This is a genomic window from Amycolatopsis sp. NPDC004772 (assembly GCF_053601215.1).
Genome location: NZ_JBSGBK010000003.1, coordinates 69,969 through 83,609 on the forward strand (window position 1 = coordinate 69,969; position 13,641 = coordinate 83,609).

A 13,641-nucleotide genomic window follows, 5' to 3' on the forward strand; every position below is an offset into this window, starting at 1 on the left:
CACCGCGGCTCGATCAGGCGCAGTGGCGGGCGGTGAACTTCGACGTCCCTGAGCCGACCGGAATCCGTTCCCCCGTGGGCAGGGTGACCGTGGCGGTCGCGTTGACCGGGACGGTGACGGTCAGGTCGAAGCGGCACCCGGTCTGCGTCCACTCGGAGCCGACCGGCCCGCGGACCGTGTCGATCGACGCCGCGACGTGCCGGAGGCCGGGCGGTACCTGAGGTGCGATGGCGATCGACGCGTACCCCGGTGCCGCGGGTGTGATGCCGGCGAACTGCGTGTAGAAGGCGGCGTTGATCCCGGCGAACATCGCGTGGTCGTGGGTTTCCATGCCCGACTCGTACGTCCACTGCTCCCACGGCGTCGTCGCGCCCCGGCTGATCTCGTACCCGAAACCGGGGTACGTCCGCTGCCGGAGCACGGTCAGCGCGACGTCGATGCGGCCGGCCTTGGCGAGCGCTTCGGGAAGGTAGCGGGTGCCGAAGATGCCGGTGTCGAGGTGCCCGGCGTCCTTGGTCAGGATCGTTTCGACGAGCTTTGCGCCGACCGCCGCCACCTTGTCCGGGGGAACCATCCCGAACGCGAGCGGCAGGATGCTGGTCGTCTGACGGCCGTCGCCGTAGGTTGCGCCGACGAGGAAGTGCGCGTTGAACGCGGTGGCGATCGCGCTCGCCAGCTCCTCGAAGTGCGTCGCATCGGCGGTCTTTCCCAGTGCCCGTGCGGCTTTCGCGACGTCTTCGGCCTGCCGGTAGGACAACGCGGTGTTGACCAGCGAACGCTCGCTGAAGCACGCTCCTGCTGACGGACTTCCCTGTCCCCCGTTGGCGTTCGGGCTCCGGTCGGGTGGGCACCAGTCGCCGAAGCCGCGGTCCTCGGGCCAGATGCGGCCGGGGTAGGCGGCCGCGTTGGTGTCCACGAACGCCTTCATCAACGGGTAGGCGGCGGCCAGCCGCGGGAGGTCGCCGTACTGCTCGTAGAGCGACCACGCCAGGTCCACCGAGCCGCCGCCCATGTCCGGCAGCTGGGCGTTCCCGTCGTCGCTGGGCAACGCCGTCCCGGGCGGCAGGTCGAGCAGGTATTTGCGATAGAAGGGTTCCATGCCGAAGTCGAGGACGGCGGCGTCATGATAAGCCTGCACGTCCATGCCCGGCGGCGTCCGTTCGTCGCGGACCGGGTTGTCGGTGGGCAGGCTCATCGAATTGTTCAGCACAGCCCGCCGATTGTCGGCCCAGATCGTGTTCAGCAGCGGATCGGACGTCTCGACGTGCCCGGTGGCGGCGACGTCGGCGTGCACGACCCGGCCGGCGACGCTGCCCAGGTCCGGCGTCCCCGGGTAGCCGGTGAGCTCGAGGTAGCGGAAGCCGTGGTAGGTGAACCGGGGCTCGTACACCTGGACTCCGCGGGCGGCGCCGAGGGTGTAGGCGTCGGTCGACGCGGCGTTGCGGTTGGTCGCGGTGTCGAGCATGCCGTCCTCGGCCAGTTCTTCCGCGGTGCGCATCCGCACGGTCGTATCGGCCAGCCCGGCGACGCGCAGCTGGGCCCAGCCCGCGAAGTTCTCGCCGAAGTCGTAGACGTACACGCCTGGACGCGGCTGTGTCATGGCCACCGGCCGGAGCGTGCGGACGACCCGGATCGGCGGCGCGGTCGAGCCGATGAGCTCGCCGCTCGGGGCGGCGGCGGTGCGCACCGGGTGCCAGGCCGAGTCGTCGAACCCCGGCCGGTCCCAGCCGGGTTTCTCCAGCCGGGCGTCGTGGTTTTCGCCGGCATAGAGGTCGTTCGCCGTCACTGGGCCGTCCGACCAGCGCCAGGAGTCGTCCGTCGTGATCGTCCGGCGGGTTCCATCGGTGAAGGTAACGGCCAGCGCGAGGATGCCCTGCTTCGGGCCGGTCCAGCGGAAGCCGTACTGGCTGAAGCGGGCACCGTAGCCGTTGCCCAACCACAGGCCGGCGGCGTTGCGTCCTTTGTGGACCTGGTTCGTGACGTCGTAGGAGTCGTAGAGGAGCCGACGGTCGTACGGCGTGCTCCCCGGCGTCAGCACCTGGTCGCCGACCTTGCCGCCGTTGAGGTGCAGTTCGTAGAGACCGAGGCCGTAGACGTACGCGCGGGCGCTCGCGACGGGTTTGTCGAGAACGAACTCGTTCCGCAGCAACGGCGCGTCCGGGGACCGGGCGAGCAGGAGCGGGTCGCCCTGGGGTTCGAGCCGGCCGTCGGTGATCGTGGCTCCGGGGAAGCGGGCGTCCGGAGTGGACTCGAAGTCGTCGGAGAACAGCGGGGTGCCGTCGATGCCGTGGACGGTGAGGTTGTCGTAGGCGGCGGCTTCGGGGGTGCCCTGGCTGACGGAGGTCCGGAATCCGATGGTGCCGGTGCGCACGGCGTCGACCGTCCGGGAGTCGACCTGGGTGCCGTCGATCGACGTGACGACGGTGCTCCCCCGCGCGTCGATCCGCAGGTGGTGCGGCGCGTTCACGGTGACGAGCCGGCTCACGTCGGTTTCGCCGAGGAGGGTGAACGAACCGTGGCTCTTGACGTGCGGCCGCAGCAGGACCTTGCCCGGCGCCTCGGCGGCGTTCACCTGCCACAGCAGGAAATCGTCGGGGCCGGCGGCGCGGAAGAGAACGCTCGCGGCCGCGGACTTGATGGTGAAGTCGACGTCGAGGACGAAGTCCTGCCAGGCGTAGGCGTCGCCCGGGGCGATCCACTGGGCGCCGGACCAGTCGGCGCCGGTCTCCCACCAGGCGGGCGCGGCCTTGGCGGGCGGTCCGCCGCGGGTGCCCCAGACTTCGACGGTCCAGTAGTTCCGTTTCCCGGCGGGCCCGCGGTAGGGAACGGCCACCGAGTCGGCGCCGGTGACGCGGCCGCTGTCCCAGACGTCGGCGCGGTTGTCCTGCAGGAGCCGCGGATCGCTGGCGACGAGGATCCGGTAGGCCGTCTGCCGTTCCCCGGGCCGGTCCGAGCGCAGTTTCCAGCTCAACGTCGGGCCGGGACCGGCGGCGAGAGGGTTGACAACGTTGTCGACGCGCAGGTCGCCGACTTGGATGGCCGCTTGGGGCGCGGCGACGCTCGGCGGGGCGTTCACGAGGAGGGCGGACAGGACGGCGAGCAGCACGCGATATCCAAGCATGAACGCTCCACGGCTTTGTTGAAACGTTTCAAGCCAGAATAGCAGCCTGCTCGTGTGACGCCCAGGTTGTCCACGAGACAGGAACGATTACCGGTGCAAGTGCTGAGTCCAGTCTTCGGGCACGCGGCCGGCAGGCCCGGGCACGGCCTGGCTGAGCGGCCGGTGTTCGGGAGCGGCGAGCGCCGGGCCGGATTCGTAGAGGACCTCGTCGGTGTAGTCCCAGAACCAGGCTTCGCCGGGCTCGAAGCTGCGCGCGATCCGGTGCCCACTGGCGGCGGCGTGGGCACTGGCGTGCTGGGCGGGCGAGGAATCGCAGCAGCCGATGTGCCCGCATTCGGCACAGCGGCGCAGGTGGAACCACCAGCCCTGCGGGTTCGCGCTGTCGCAGTCCGCGCAGCCGGTGCCGCTGGGCGGAACCGCGGGGTTGATGCCTTCCATACGAACTCCTCTGCTCGTCACGACCTCTGCCCACCTTATGTGCGGTGGAGCCGGCGGGCCGCGGCGGCCGGAACCTCGCCGGGCTGGCTCTAACCGATCTCGAGTCTGCGGTCGTGGCCGCCCTGTTCTTCGAACACCCAAGGATCCGGGTACTCCGGCTGCTCGATCACCGGATGCAGAACGAGCCGGAGGAGCGCCACGGGGTCACGGCTGTGCAGCAGCGCGTCCCGGGCGCTCCGGTAGGCGTCGTGTTCGGCCAGGCGCTGGGGCGGCTCGCCGTCGGGCAGTTTCGCCGGCCGCCCGAGCACGGCGCGCAGACACGTCTTGCGGACCTCCACCTCGTGGGCGAGTTCCGGCTGGCCCGACGTGATGTCGTGGGCTTCGTCCAGCACCTGCAGCGCCTTCTCCGGTGCCTGCGTGGTTACGAAGACGGACGTGGACAGCTCGCAGAGGGCGGCCAGCGCACGGGCGGGCTTGTCCGCCTTCCGGAACTTGGCCACCGCGTCCGTCAGCGCCGTGACCGCTCGGGGCTCGGGAGAAACCCCGGCTTCGTTCTCCTTCGCGATGGCGGCGTTCATCCACTCGTTCCCCGCGACGTACAACTCGGCGGACCGGGCCCAGGCCGCTGCCGCCTCGGCGTTGTTTCCCAGCTTGCTCAACGCGGCGGCGAAGGCGAAGTGGGCGGCGGCCCGGTCCCCGACGCTGCCGGCCCGATCGGCCAGATCGGCGGCGCGACGCAGGGTGACCGCCGCCTCTTCCAGCTCGCCGACGTCGACGAGCAGTTTTCCCAGGTTGACCAGGGGCCGGATGGCGCCCGCCGCTGTGGGATCGCTCAGTTCGACCGCCATCCGCGAGTACTCGATGGCCTTTTCCTTGTCTTCGAGCTGGAAGGCGATGCCCGCGCACAACAAGCAGCATCCGACCTTCTCGCCGGAGACGTCGTGGACCCGGGCCAGTGCCACGCTCTCCTGCGCCCAGCCCAGCGCCGAGGATCGGTGCTGGGCGCTCGCTCTCAGGTCCACCGCCGCGCCCTTGGCCGCTCGCACGGCCTTCTCCGGTTCCCCGAGGGCCAGGTGGGCCTTCACCAGCTCGGTGGTCGTGGCGTCCACCCCGGCGAGATCGAATTCGGCCTGGTAGATCGCCCGCAGGTTCTCGCCGATGTCCAACGCCGTGCTCCACCACTCGCCGGTCACCGCCGCCGTGAGCGCCGCGTGGGCCCTGGTCGGGTCGACTTCGAGTTCCGGGTCGCCGCCCGTCCGCCCGACGATCGCGGTGAGCTGGTCGGCCAGGTACCGGGCCACGCGTCGCTGGTAGTCGGCGATGTCGCTGCTCGCGTCCTCCTTCGCCGACCGTTCGCGCATGGCCAGCCGGACCAGCGGCGTCATCCGGAACCGCATCGGGCCGTTCGGGCCCCGCGCGCACCGCGCCAGGCTGGCGTCCACGACCCGGTGCAGGGCCAGCGAAGTGCGGTCCTCGAAGTCGTCGAGCCCGGCCGCCATCTCCTCGGCGTCGCTCACCGAGCCGAAGCCGATCGACAGGTACCGGGCGGCACGCCGGGCGAGCCGTTTGAGGTCCTTGTAGGTGAAGACGATCGCGGCACGGACCGCTCGGTCACCGGCTTGCAGCAGGTCGAGGCGGGTGCGTTCGGCGGCCAGCAGTCGCGCGATCTCGTCGGGTGGCAGCTCGGGATCACCGAGGCGGGCCGCGATGAGACGCAACGCGAGAGGCAGGTCGTCGCACAGTTCGGCCAGCCGGTCGAGGAGGTCTTCCGTGATGTCGGACGCGTAACTGTCCAGGAGCTCGACCGACGCCGTCCGGTCCAAGGCGGGGACCCGGACCGTGCGCTCGGTGAAGCTCTGCACTCGCTGACGTGACGTGATCAGGGTGGCCTGCGGGCCGCCGGCCCGGATGATCGGTGCGACGTGGTCGGCGTCCCTGGCGTTGTCGAGGACGAGCAGGGTTTTCGTCCGGCGCAGGGCCGCGGCCAGCCGTTCGTAGAGTGCTTCGTCTTCGCGGAGGTCGGCGACCATCCGCTCGCCCAGCGCATCCAGGAGGATCCGGGCAGCGGTCCGCGCACTGCGGCGGCTTTCCGGGGTCATGCCGTACAGATCGAGGTACAGGACCGTGTCGAAGTCTTCCGACACCTGGTGGGCCCGGTGCACGGCCACCGCCGACGTCCCCGTCCCCGGCGCACCGAAGAGCCAGACGACGGAGGCGACCGGCACGGCTTCGAGCAGCCGGTCCCGTCCGCAGAAGCGCTGATCGACCGGTGGGAGCACGCACATCTGCCGAGCGGCCGGCGTCAACCGGCGACCGCGTTCGTCGAGTTTCGCGTGGAAGGTTTCCAGCTGCGCCTTCTCCGCCACGACGACTTCGCGAGAGGTCGACCGGACCGGCGCGGTGAAACCCTGGAGCAGGCGCTGCCCGGTCGCACCACCGCGCACTGTGGCTGCGACCTGCTCGGCGAGCGCGGCCGGCAGGGAGAACCGGCCGGCCTCGATCGCCTCGGACAGGTGGTCGCGGAAGCGGTCGAGCGCGAGTGCGGCGGTCCCGTCGTCGTCCCGGGTCCAGTGGCGCACTGCTTCGTCGTGGTTCTCCGCTCCGCGGAGGACGAGCGCGGCCTGCAGCCCGTGCCGGCGCACCCGATCGGTGAAGGCGGGATCACCGAACTCTTCGAGCAGCGCCTCGACCGTCTGGCCGTGTCGGCTCGCCAGGCCCAGCAGGTGGTCGTCGATCGCGCTCAGGAGGCCGACGGTCGTATCGGTCAGCTCCGACGCTCCGGTTGCGTGCGGGCGGCGCCGGGAGGAAAGGAGCTTCAGCAGGCGTTCGGCGATGACGGGCAGCGCATCGTCGAGGACCTCCGTCCCGGCGAGTTCCCCGGGGAGCTTCGCCGTGGCGTCGAGCAGAACGGAAACCACGAGGTGGCTGTCCGGATCACACCGGACGAGGTCGGCGGCGACTTCGACCGATGGCCGGATTTCTCCGACGCCGGCTCCGGAGACGAGCACGACCGTCACGGCGGAGGCACGGTGCTGCTGCTCGAACTCCTGCCGCGGGGTGTCCGGTGCCAAGACGACGCTGCCGCACACACGGCTGCGCGGCTGCAGCAGTTCCGTCAGGCGCTGGGCAGCGGGCGCGTCCGGCCTGCGGCAGACGATGAAGAAGTCCCATCCGGCTCTCGCGGGCACCCGGGCCGGCTTGCCGGTCACCTTGTCCCAGCGGTCGACCCAATAGGCCGGGTCGCGCGCCTCGGCGGGCAGTTCGCGGAACAGCGCGGACGTCCGCGCGCGCGGACTGTGGGTCAGGCACGCCTCGACGAAGATCAGCACCGTGCGGCGTCGCGGCTCGGTCCTGGCGGCGAGCAGGTTGCTGATCGTGCCCTTGCTGAGCAGGGCGCCCTTGCGGTCGGCGGAGTCGACCAGATCCTGGTAGCCCGGCGATCCGACGGCCTCGTACAAGAGCCGCAACACGTCGTGGCCGCTTTCCGCCCGCACCGGCGCTCCCCCGCTTCGTTCAGTTCGTTCAGTTCAGGACAGCTGCCGCAGGTTGAACACCGGGGAGGTGACGCTGTCCTGGCCGCAATCCCCGCTTGGAGGAGGAACGATGCTGATCACCCTGCTCGATCTCGTGGCCGCATGGCCGTGGCTGGCACCGATCACCGCGCTGGCTCGCGCCGGATCGGCCGTGCTCGGTCTCGGTGTGGCGGTTCACCGGACCATTCGCTGCCATCGCCGGTGTCGTTACGAGCAGCCGCCGGTCAGCGTGGCGCCGCCGTCTGCACCAGGACGTCGAGGGTCGGCTGGAAGTCCGTCCAGCGGAATTCGTCGACCGAGCCGTAGACCGCGTAGTCGTGGTCGTTCGCGCGCCAGTACCGGCCGAGCGCATGGCGCTGGACGCCCGCCTTCGTCGTGAACCGGAACTCCCACACGACATCACCGGAGGCGAGCTCGTCGAGGCGGAGCCGCTCGTAGTCCTTGCGGATGGTGGGTGTGTTCCGCTCCAGCTCCGCCACCGCGTCCTGCAGCGACAGCACCGGCGTCGGGCTTCCGCTGTACCGGATGATCGAGCCGGACCCGTCCGGGGCGTCGGCTTCGTCGGTCGTCGCGAACGCCCCCCGCTGCACCGACCAGTCGGCCGGGATGCTGACCGACACGCCCGCCGGGCCGGTCACCCGCTGGTAGCCGTCGGGCACCGCGCCCGGGGAGTACGACATCGACGTCGTTGAAGTGGGTTCCGTCGTGGACGCCGTTGTTGGTGTTGGTGTCGGCGTCTCGGTCAAGACGTACGTCGGAGCGTAAGTCGGGGCGTAGCCGGAGTACGCGCCCGCGCCGCTCCCGGCCCCCAGGACTTGACTGTTCGCGTCGGACCGCGGTGCGGGCCGGTAGGTCACCGCGGAAACCACGATGACCGCCGTCACCGCGGCGAACGCGGTCACGGCCGCGCCGACCACGACCTTCACCCGGCTGGTGCTCTTCGCCTCTCCGGACGCCGGTAGCGGCTCCTCGACCGCACCGGACGGCTCGGGCGGGATCGCCGCGATCGGTTCCGTCGGCGGGCCGCCGGGCCGGAACTCCGCGTATTCCGGTCGGGCCGGTGATTCCGCGGGAGCCCGCGCCGGACCCCACAACGAACTCCGCGCGGGCGGCTCGTTCCCGGGATCGTCGAAAACCGGAGATCCGTTCACTTCGGGCACCTTTCACCTCGGCGGCCGCGCGGGGTGAGCGTTTCTCAATCGAGACTTCCCGGGCGCGCCATCACCCGACACAATCGCATCCGGCTCGCGTTCTGTTTCGGGTTCCGCGAACTCCGCGATGGTGAGGAATGACGATCATGCCGGCATCCTGCCTTTCCTGTGGCGCACCACTGAGCACGACGGACACCGATTGCCCGGCGTGCGGTGGCCGCCCGGTGGTGCCCACGGGACGAGTCGCGGCCGGCGCGCAACCGCCACCCCGCGTGCCCGGCCGCCTGGCGACCGGGACGGTCGTCCGGTCCGGCCCCGTCCGCCAGGAACCGGTCGTGGACCGGAGCTTCGTGTGGGCGAGCCGGATCGGGGCGGCACTCACGGCCGCAGCGCTGGTTCTCGCCGTGCTGGCACACGCGTCACTCGGCCCGCTGCTGGTGGCCTGCGGCGCCGCCGCGGCGGTTCTCCCGCTGGTCGGCGCCGGCCTGAGGTCGACGCTGCCCCGGTCCGCCAGGGAGCCCGGAACACCCTGGTGGCTGTGGGTTCTGCCGTTGCAGGAGCGAGTGCGGTCACGAACCGTGGACGTCGCCGACCTCGTGCTGAAGGACGTGACGGGAACGGAACACGTCTGCGTCGTGGCCGGGAACCTGGGCCCCGGCGCGCCGGGAACGGGTACGGCCGTCGAAGCCTACGGGCGGCGCGACCGATCGGGCCGGGTGATCGTGCGGCAGCTGGTGGTCGCCGACACCGGCCGGATCCTGCGACCCCGGCGGCCCGCGTCCGGCCGGCTCACCCGAGTCTTCGCGGCGGCCGCCGCCGCGGCCTGGTTCGCGGCCGCGACGACCCTGCTCGTCCTGGCGGCGAGCTGACCCGTTGGGCCATCCGGGTGATGCTGACGGTATCCGTAATAGCCGCCGCTCACGCGACGACTAGGGACAGGAAATGCCTCACCCCAGGGAGCCGGCACAGTGCCGAAACCATTGATCACCCGGCAGAACGGGATACTTTCCCGGTCGCAGCGCGCCACGAACAGCACGTCGGCGAGCGGCGGCAGGCTGAAATCCGGTCGCCGGTCCGAGAACTACCTCCGGGCGGTTCGCGCACTCGACGCGTCGGGAAGTCTCAGCGCGGTGGAGACCGACGAGTTCGTCGACGGAGTTCGCCGCGAATTCGCCGAAAAATATCACACGATTCCGTTCGGGATCGTGGCCGAATGCTTTCTCGGCGAACCGTTCGAAGTGCACACCCTGGCGTTGGACGGGTCGATCGTCGAGCACTACCGCCGCGGTCAGGCGCTGCCCGCGGCACTCGAACGCGCCCGTGCCCTCGCCGTGTCGCCGGCCTATCTGGCCGTCGAGGTCTATCCGGACCGGCTCGTCTGCGTGCGCGCGGACGGCTCGGTCGTGCTGCTGGAAGGTGAGTCGTGAACGAGGTCCTGATATCCCGGCAGCTCAACGACGTCAGCCGAGCTGTCGGCCAGCTCACGGCCTCGCAGGACGCACTGCACCAGCAGCAGGCCGTGCTCCAGCAGTCGATCGGCCAGGTCGCCGTCGCGCAGGACCGGACCCAGGGTGAGCTGCTCGGCCTGCGCGCGGAGTTCACCGAGTTCCTGCGCCGCGACGAGCTCCGGCACAACCTGCAGGTCGCCCACACCGAAATCATCCAGGTGCGCCAAGAGCTGGAAACGAACTTCGGGCACTTCGCCGAGGTTCGCCGGCTCGCCACCGGCGCGTTGCAGGCGCTGGACGTCGGGATCGTCACGCACGGCACGATGCGCCAGCTGTCCGAGGAGCTGATGCTGGTCACCCCGCGCTACTGGCTCGCCCCCGCGCTCGTGGCCGTCGCCGCCTGGATCCGCGACGATCCGGACCTCGCGCAAAAGGCCCTGGTGGAGACGACCCGCCGGGACAACGACAAGGCCGCCCTCTTCTTCGCGCTGGTGCTTCGCCGGCATCAGCGCAACGAGGCCACCGCGCGGTGGCTGCGCCAGTACACCGCGCGCCAGGACCCCACCGGGCTGTCGCGCGAGTTCACCGTCATCCTCGACGCGGTCAGCACCGGCGCGTTCGGGCACGAGTCGAAGCACCTCGTGATGCGGCAGCTCGGCGAGTGGTACGAGCGCCTCGCCGACGACCGCGCCATCGTCGACCGGCAGGTGGACCGGTGGGCCCGCTTGCTCGACGGCGACCGGCGGCCGGTCGACCCGCGGTACACCGTGCTGCCGGACATCAGTCCCACCTGGCCGCAGCTCAAGGAGCTCTACGAAGGGGCGACCGTGCACCGCACCGCGGAGGAGCGGTTCCGGGGCCTGTTCACCGGCGAGCTGCCGCAGAGCGAGGACCTGCGCAAGCGCGTCGACGACATCCTGGACGGGCTCGTCACCGGCTACGACGTCGAGGAAGCTCCCCTGCGGCGCAAGGAGCACGAGCTGCAGGAGATCGTCAAGGCCGACGGCGACAAGACCAAGGCGGCGAAGGCAGTCCAGACGGCCGCGCCGCTGCACGAGGAGACGGTCGACTTCCTCACCCTGGTCAGCAACGCGGCGGTGGGCGACTCGCGCACCGGCACCTCGCCGGGCACCCAGCGGTTCGCGGTGGCGCTCGCGAAGGACTGGATCGTCGAGGGCGCCGGACGGCTGGAGGCGGCCAACGTCGCCGCGCAGCCCGCGGCCGTCGAATTCCGGCTCGAGGGGTGGTCGGCGCGGATCGACCAGACCACCGGCGAGGCCGACCTCGTCACCGGCCTGGCCGCGCACATCGACGCCGAGACCGAAGCGGCGGTCGCGAAGGTGAGGTTCACGGGACCGCCGCTGGCGTCCGCGATCACCGCCGGGATGGTGCTGCTGCTGGCGCTGTGGGCGGGCTTGGCGCACAATCCCGGACTCGCGGTGTTCTTCCTCCTCGCCACGGCGGGCCTCGCCGGCTGGTCCGCCTACCAGGCCCGCGCGCTACCCGCACGCCGCCAGGAACTGCGGCGCCAAGGCGAGCAGCGCCGGGCCGTCGCGGTAGCGCAGCTGCGAGGTGGCATCGCCGAGCTGGTGGACCTGCGAGCCGAGTGGGAGCGCGAACTCGCCCTCGCCGAAGCCCTGCGCTCGTACCTGAACCGGTTGAACAGCACAGCGTTCGCGGCACCGGCGCCCGGCGCGAAGCGAGGAGCGTGAAATGCCGAGAGCGATGACCGGTCGACCGGAAGTCCCCGAACGCCCCGAGGAGCCGCAGCCCCGGCACCCCCTCCAGGACGACGAGGTCGCGTTGGACTTGCCCGGCTGGGACCTCCTGCCGCCTGCCGAATTCCTTCGACGGCACCCCCGGAAGTGACGGCGTGTACCGGACGCCCGGACCGTACGCCGCGTGGGTGAGCTGGCTCGCGGCCTTCGGCCGGGGCGAGGACCTGCCGTCGGGTCACCTGCCGCCGATCGACGCCGAACTCGGGCCGCAGATGGCCGAACGGCTGGCCCGGCACGTCGCCGACGCGTTCCACGACCGCGTGCGCCGCTGGCAGGAGGCCTTCTCGCGCGACCAGCAGCTGCTGCTCGCCCAGCCACAGCGGGCGATGACCGTGCTCCCGGTCGTCCTCGCGGACGCGCGGAAGCGGCTCGGCCCCCTGGTGGCCTTCACCGTCCACCCCGGACTGCCGGCCGAGCTGCGCACCAGCGTGGCCGACGCGCTCCGGGAGACGATCTCGTCAGCGCAGCGAAGTCTCGAGGACTCCGTGCGCGACGCGCCGGTTTCGCTGCGCAACGCCGTCCGGCAGAACAGCCTCGAGCCCGCGCTGACCAGGCCGGCGGCCCCCTCGCCCGCCGGACCGGCGCGCGGCCGCCGGGTCATCCTCGACTAGGGAGAACAGGACCATGCCCAACGGGGCGGAGACCAAGGCTCGCATCGAGTCGTACCTGCTGGCGCGCATTCCGTTCGTGTCCGTCCGCACGGTCGAACGCGGGCGTGCGCTGGAGATGCTCGGCGAACTCGCCACGAAGAAACAGCTCGACATCGTCGTGCACACGCTCAGCCAGGGCCTGCGGGACCTCAAGAACCGGCAGGTGCTCTCCGACGACAAGTCGCTGCTCGGCGCGCTCGACCTGGCCGGCGAATGGTTCCAGGCGCGGGCGAACCAGACCGTCGTGTTCACCGACGTCCAGCACCTCGGCGACGACAACGAGATCTCGCGGCGGTTCGTCGACCTCGCCCAGCTGGCCGAGGAGCACGGCGGGTGCATCATGGTGATCACCGCCGATCCGACCTGGAACGCCCTGCAGCGCATGGGGATGGCGGTCACGCTCGACCTGCCCGACGTGGACGAGATGCGCGCGGAGATCGAGGGCTTCCTGCACCAGTACGCGGGCGAGATCCGCATCGAATGGGGTCCCGCCGAGTGTGAGGAGGCCGCGTCGATCCTCACCGGGGTCACGAAGATCGAGGCGCTGAACATCCTCGCCACGTTCGTGGTGCGGAAGTCCATCACGAAGGCCGAATTGGTCGAGCTGGGCCGGGCGAAGGACTCCATCTTCAGCGAGCTGGCCGGCATCGAGCGGGTCCCGGTGCGTGCCGGCGACCACCTCGTCGGCGGTCTGGCCGGGCTGCGGCGGTGGCTGGACCGCAAGCGTCCGCTGCTGACCATGGACCTGCGCGACCGCGGGATGCGGCCGCCCCGCGGGGTGCTCCTCGTCGGCGTCCCGGGGTGCGGAAAGTCGTTGTCGGCCAAAGCGATCGCGAGTGACTGGCAGCTCCCGCTGTACCGGCTGGACATCGCGTCGGTGCTGGGGAACTACGTCGGCCAGTCCGAGAGCCGCTTTCGCGAGGCGCTCGCCACGGCCGACGCCGTCGCGCCGTGCGTGCTCTGGATCGACGAGATCGAGAAGGGGCTGGCCGGCTCGGGCACGGACAGCACCGGCGTCACCACCCGGCTGGTCGGCCAGTTCCTGTACTGGCTGCAGGAGTCCCCGGCCCGGGTCTTCGTGGTCGCGACGGCGAACGACGTCCGGGCGCTGCCGCAGGAGCTGCTGCGCAGTGGCCGGTTCGACGACATGTTCTTCGTGGATCTGCCCGACGCCGACGAGCGCCGGGAGATCATCCGGATCTACCTTCGCAAGTACCTGCGCGTCCCGGTGGCGGACGACGTCGTCGAGGAGCTCGTGCAGCTGAGCGACGGGTTCGCCGGCTCGGACGTCGAAGCGGCCGTGAAGGAGATCGGTTACGAGGCGATCGCCGCCGCCGACGACCGGGACGTGCCGGTCGAGTTCTACCGCAACGCCTTCCGCAACATCGTGCCCCTGGTGCGTTCGGCACCGGAGCGGATCGACGAGGTCCGCCAGTTGCGCGACCGGGCCATCCCGGCATCGGGAAAGGTGCGGGATTCGGCCGAGAAGGTCGGTTCGCGCCGAGTGGTGCTCGGCTGATGC

Annotated in this window: 9 protein-coding genes; 5 read left to right on the top strand and 4 right to left on the bottom strand. The window is 70.9% G+C overall.

Going from position 1 to position 13,641, the window contains the following annotated elements:
• Window positions 1–13: 13 nt before the first annotated feature.
• The 4 genes from ACWEF6_RS02990 to ACWEF6_RS03005 all read right to left on the bottom strand — a co-directional run bounded on the left by ACWEF6_RS02990 (window position 14) and on the right by ACWEF6_RS03005 (window position 8,243).
• Window positions 14–3,121, bottom strand: coding sequence for a family 78 glycoside hydrolase catalytic domain (locus ACWEF6_RS02990; RefSeq protein WP_449681361.1), 3,108 nt, complete (start codon window positions 3,119–3,121; stop codon window positions 14–16).
• A gap of 87 nt (window positions 3,122–3,208) precedes the next feature.
• The gene (locus ACWEF6_RS02995) at window positions 3,209–3,559 is read right to left on the bottom strand and encodes a UBP-type zinc finger domain-containing protein (RefSeq protein ID WP_449681362.1); all 351 of its coding nucleotides are present in this window, start codon (window positions 3,557–3,559) and stop codon (window positions 3,209–3,211) included.
• Between the two features lie 89 nt (window positions 3,560–3,648).
• Window positions 3,649–7,053, bottom strand: a complete 3,405-nt coding sequence (locus ACWEF6_RS03000) for a hypothetical protein (RefSeq protein WP_449681363.1) — start codon at window positions 7,051–7,053, stop codon at window positions 3,649–3,651.
• 263 nt (window positions 7,054–7,316) lie between these two features.
• Entirely contained in the window at window positions 7,317–8,243 is a 927-nt protein-coding gene (locus tag ACWEF6_RS03005; RefSeq protein ID WP_449681364.1) for a hypothetical protein, read from the bottom strand.
• A 227-nt stretch (window positions 8,244–8,470) separates the two neighbouring features.
• On the opposite strand from ACWEF6_RS03005, the gene ACWEF6_RS03010 reads away from it, so the two are divergent.
• From ACWEF6_RS03010 to ACWEF6_RS03030, 5 genes are all read left to right on the top strand, one after another.
• On the top strand, window positions 8,471–9,112 hold the full coding sequence (locus ACWEF6_RS03010) for a hypothetical protein (protein ID WP_449681365.1): 642 nt from the start codon (window positions 8,471–8,473) through the stop codon (window positions 9,110–9,112).
• A 111-nt stretch (window positions 9,113–9,223) separates the two neighbouring features.
• Entirely contained in the window at window positions 9,224–9,670 is a 447-nt protein-coding gene (locus ACWEF6_RS03015; protein ID WP_449681366.1) for a hypothetical protein, read from the top strand.
• On the top strand, window positions 9,667–11,403 hold the full coding sequence (locus ACWEF6_RS03020) for a hypothetical protein (RefSeq protein WP_449681367.1): 1,737 nt from the start codon (window positions 9,667–9,669) through the stop codon (window positions 11,401–11,403). The genes ACWEF6_RS03015 and ACWEF6_RS03020 overlap by 4 nt, the downstream gene beginning before the upstream one ends.
• Window positions 11,404–11,597: 194 nt before the next feature.
• Window positions 11,598–12,080 (top strand): hypothetical protein, encoded by a 483-nt coding sequence (locus ACWEF6_RS03025; RefSeq protein ID WP_449681368.1) that lies wholly within the window; start codon window positions 11,598–11,600, stop codon window positions 12,078–12,080.
• A 13-nt stretch (window positions 12,081–12,093) separates the two neighbouring features.
• On the top strand, window positions 12,094–13,638 hold the full coding sequence (locus tag ACWEF6_RS03030) for an AAA family ATPase (RefSeq protein ID WP_449681369.1): 1,545 nt from the start codon (window positions 12,094–12,096) through the stop codon (window positions 13,636–13,638).
• Window positions 13,639–13,641 lie beyond the last annotated feature (3 nt).

Coding starts and splice junctions, on each gene's coding strand:
- ACWEF6_RS02995 (WP_449681362.1), bottom strand. CDS start 3,559: ATGGAAGGCATCAACCCCGCGGTTCCGCCCAGCGGCACCGGCTGCGCG.
- ACWEF6_RS03030 (WP_449681369.1), top strand. CDS start 12,094: ATGCCCAACGGGGCGGAGACCAAGGCTCGCATCGAGTCGTACCTGCTG.
- ACWEF6_RS02990 (WP_449681361.1), bottom strand. CDS start 3,121: ATGCTTGGATATCGCGTGCTGCTCGCCGTCCTGTCCGCCCTCCTCGTG.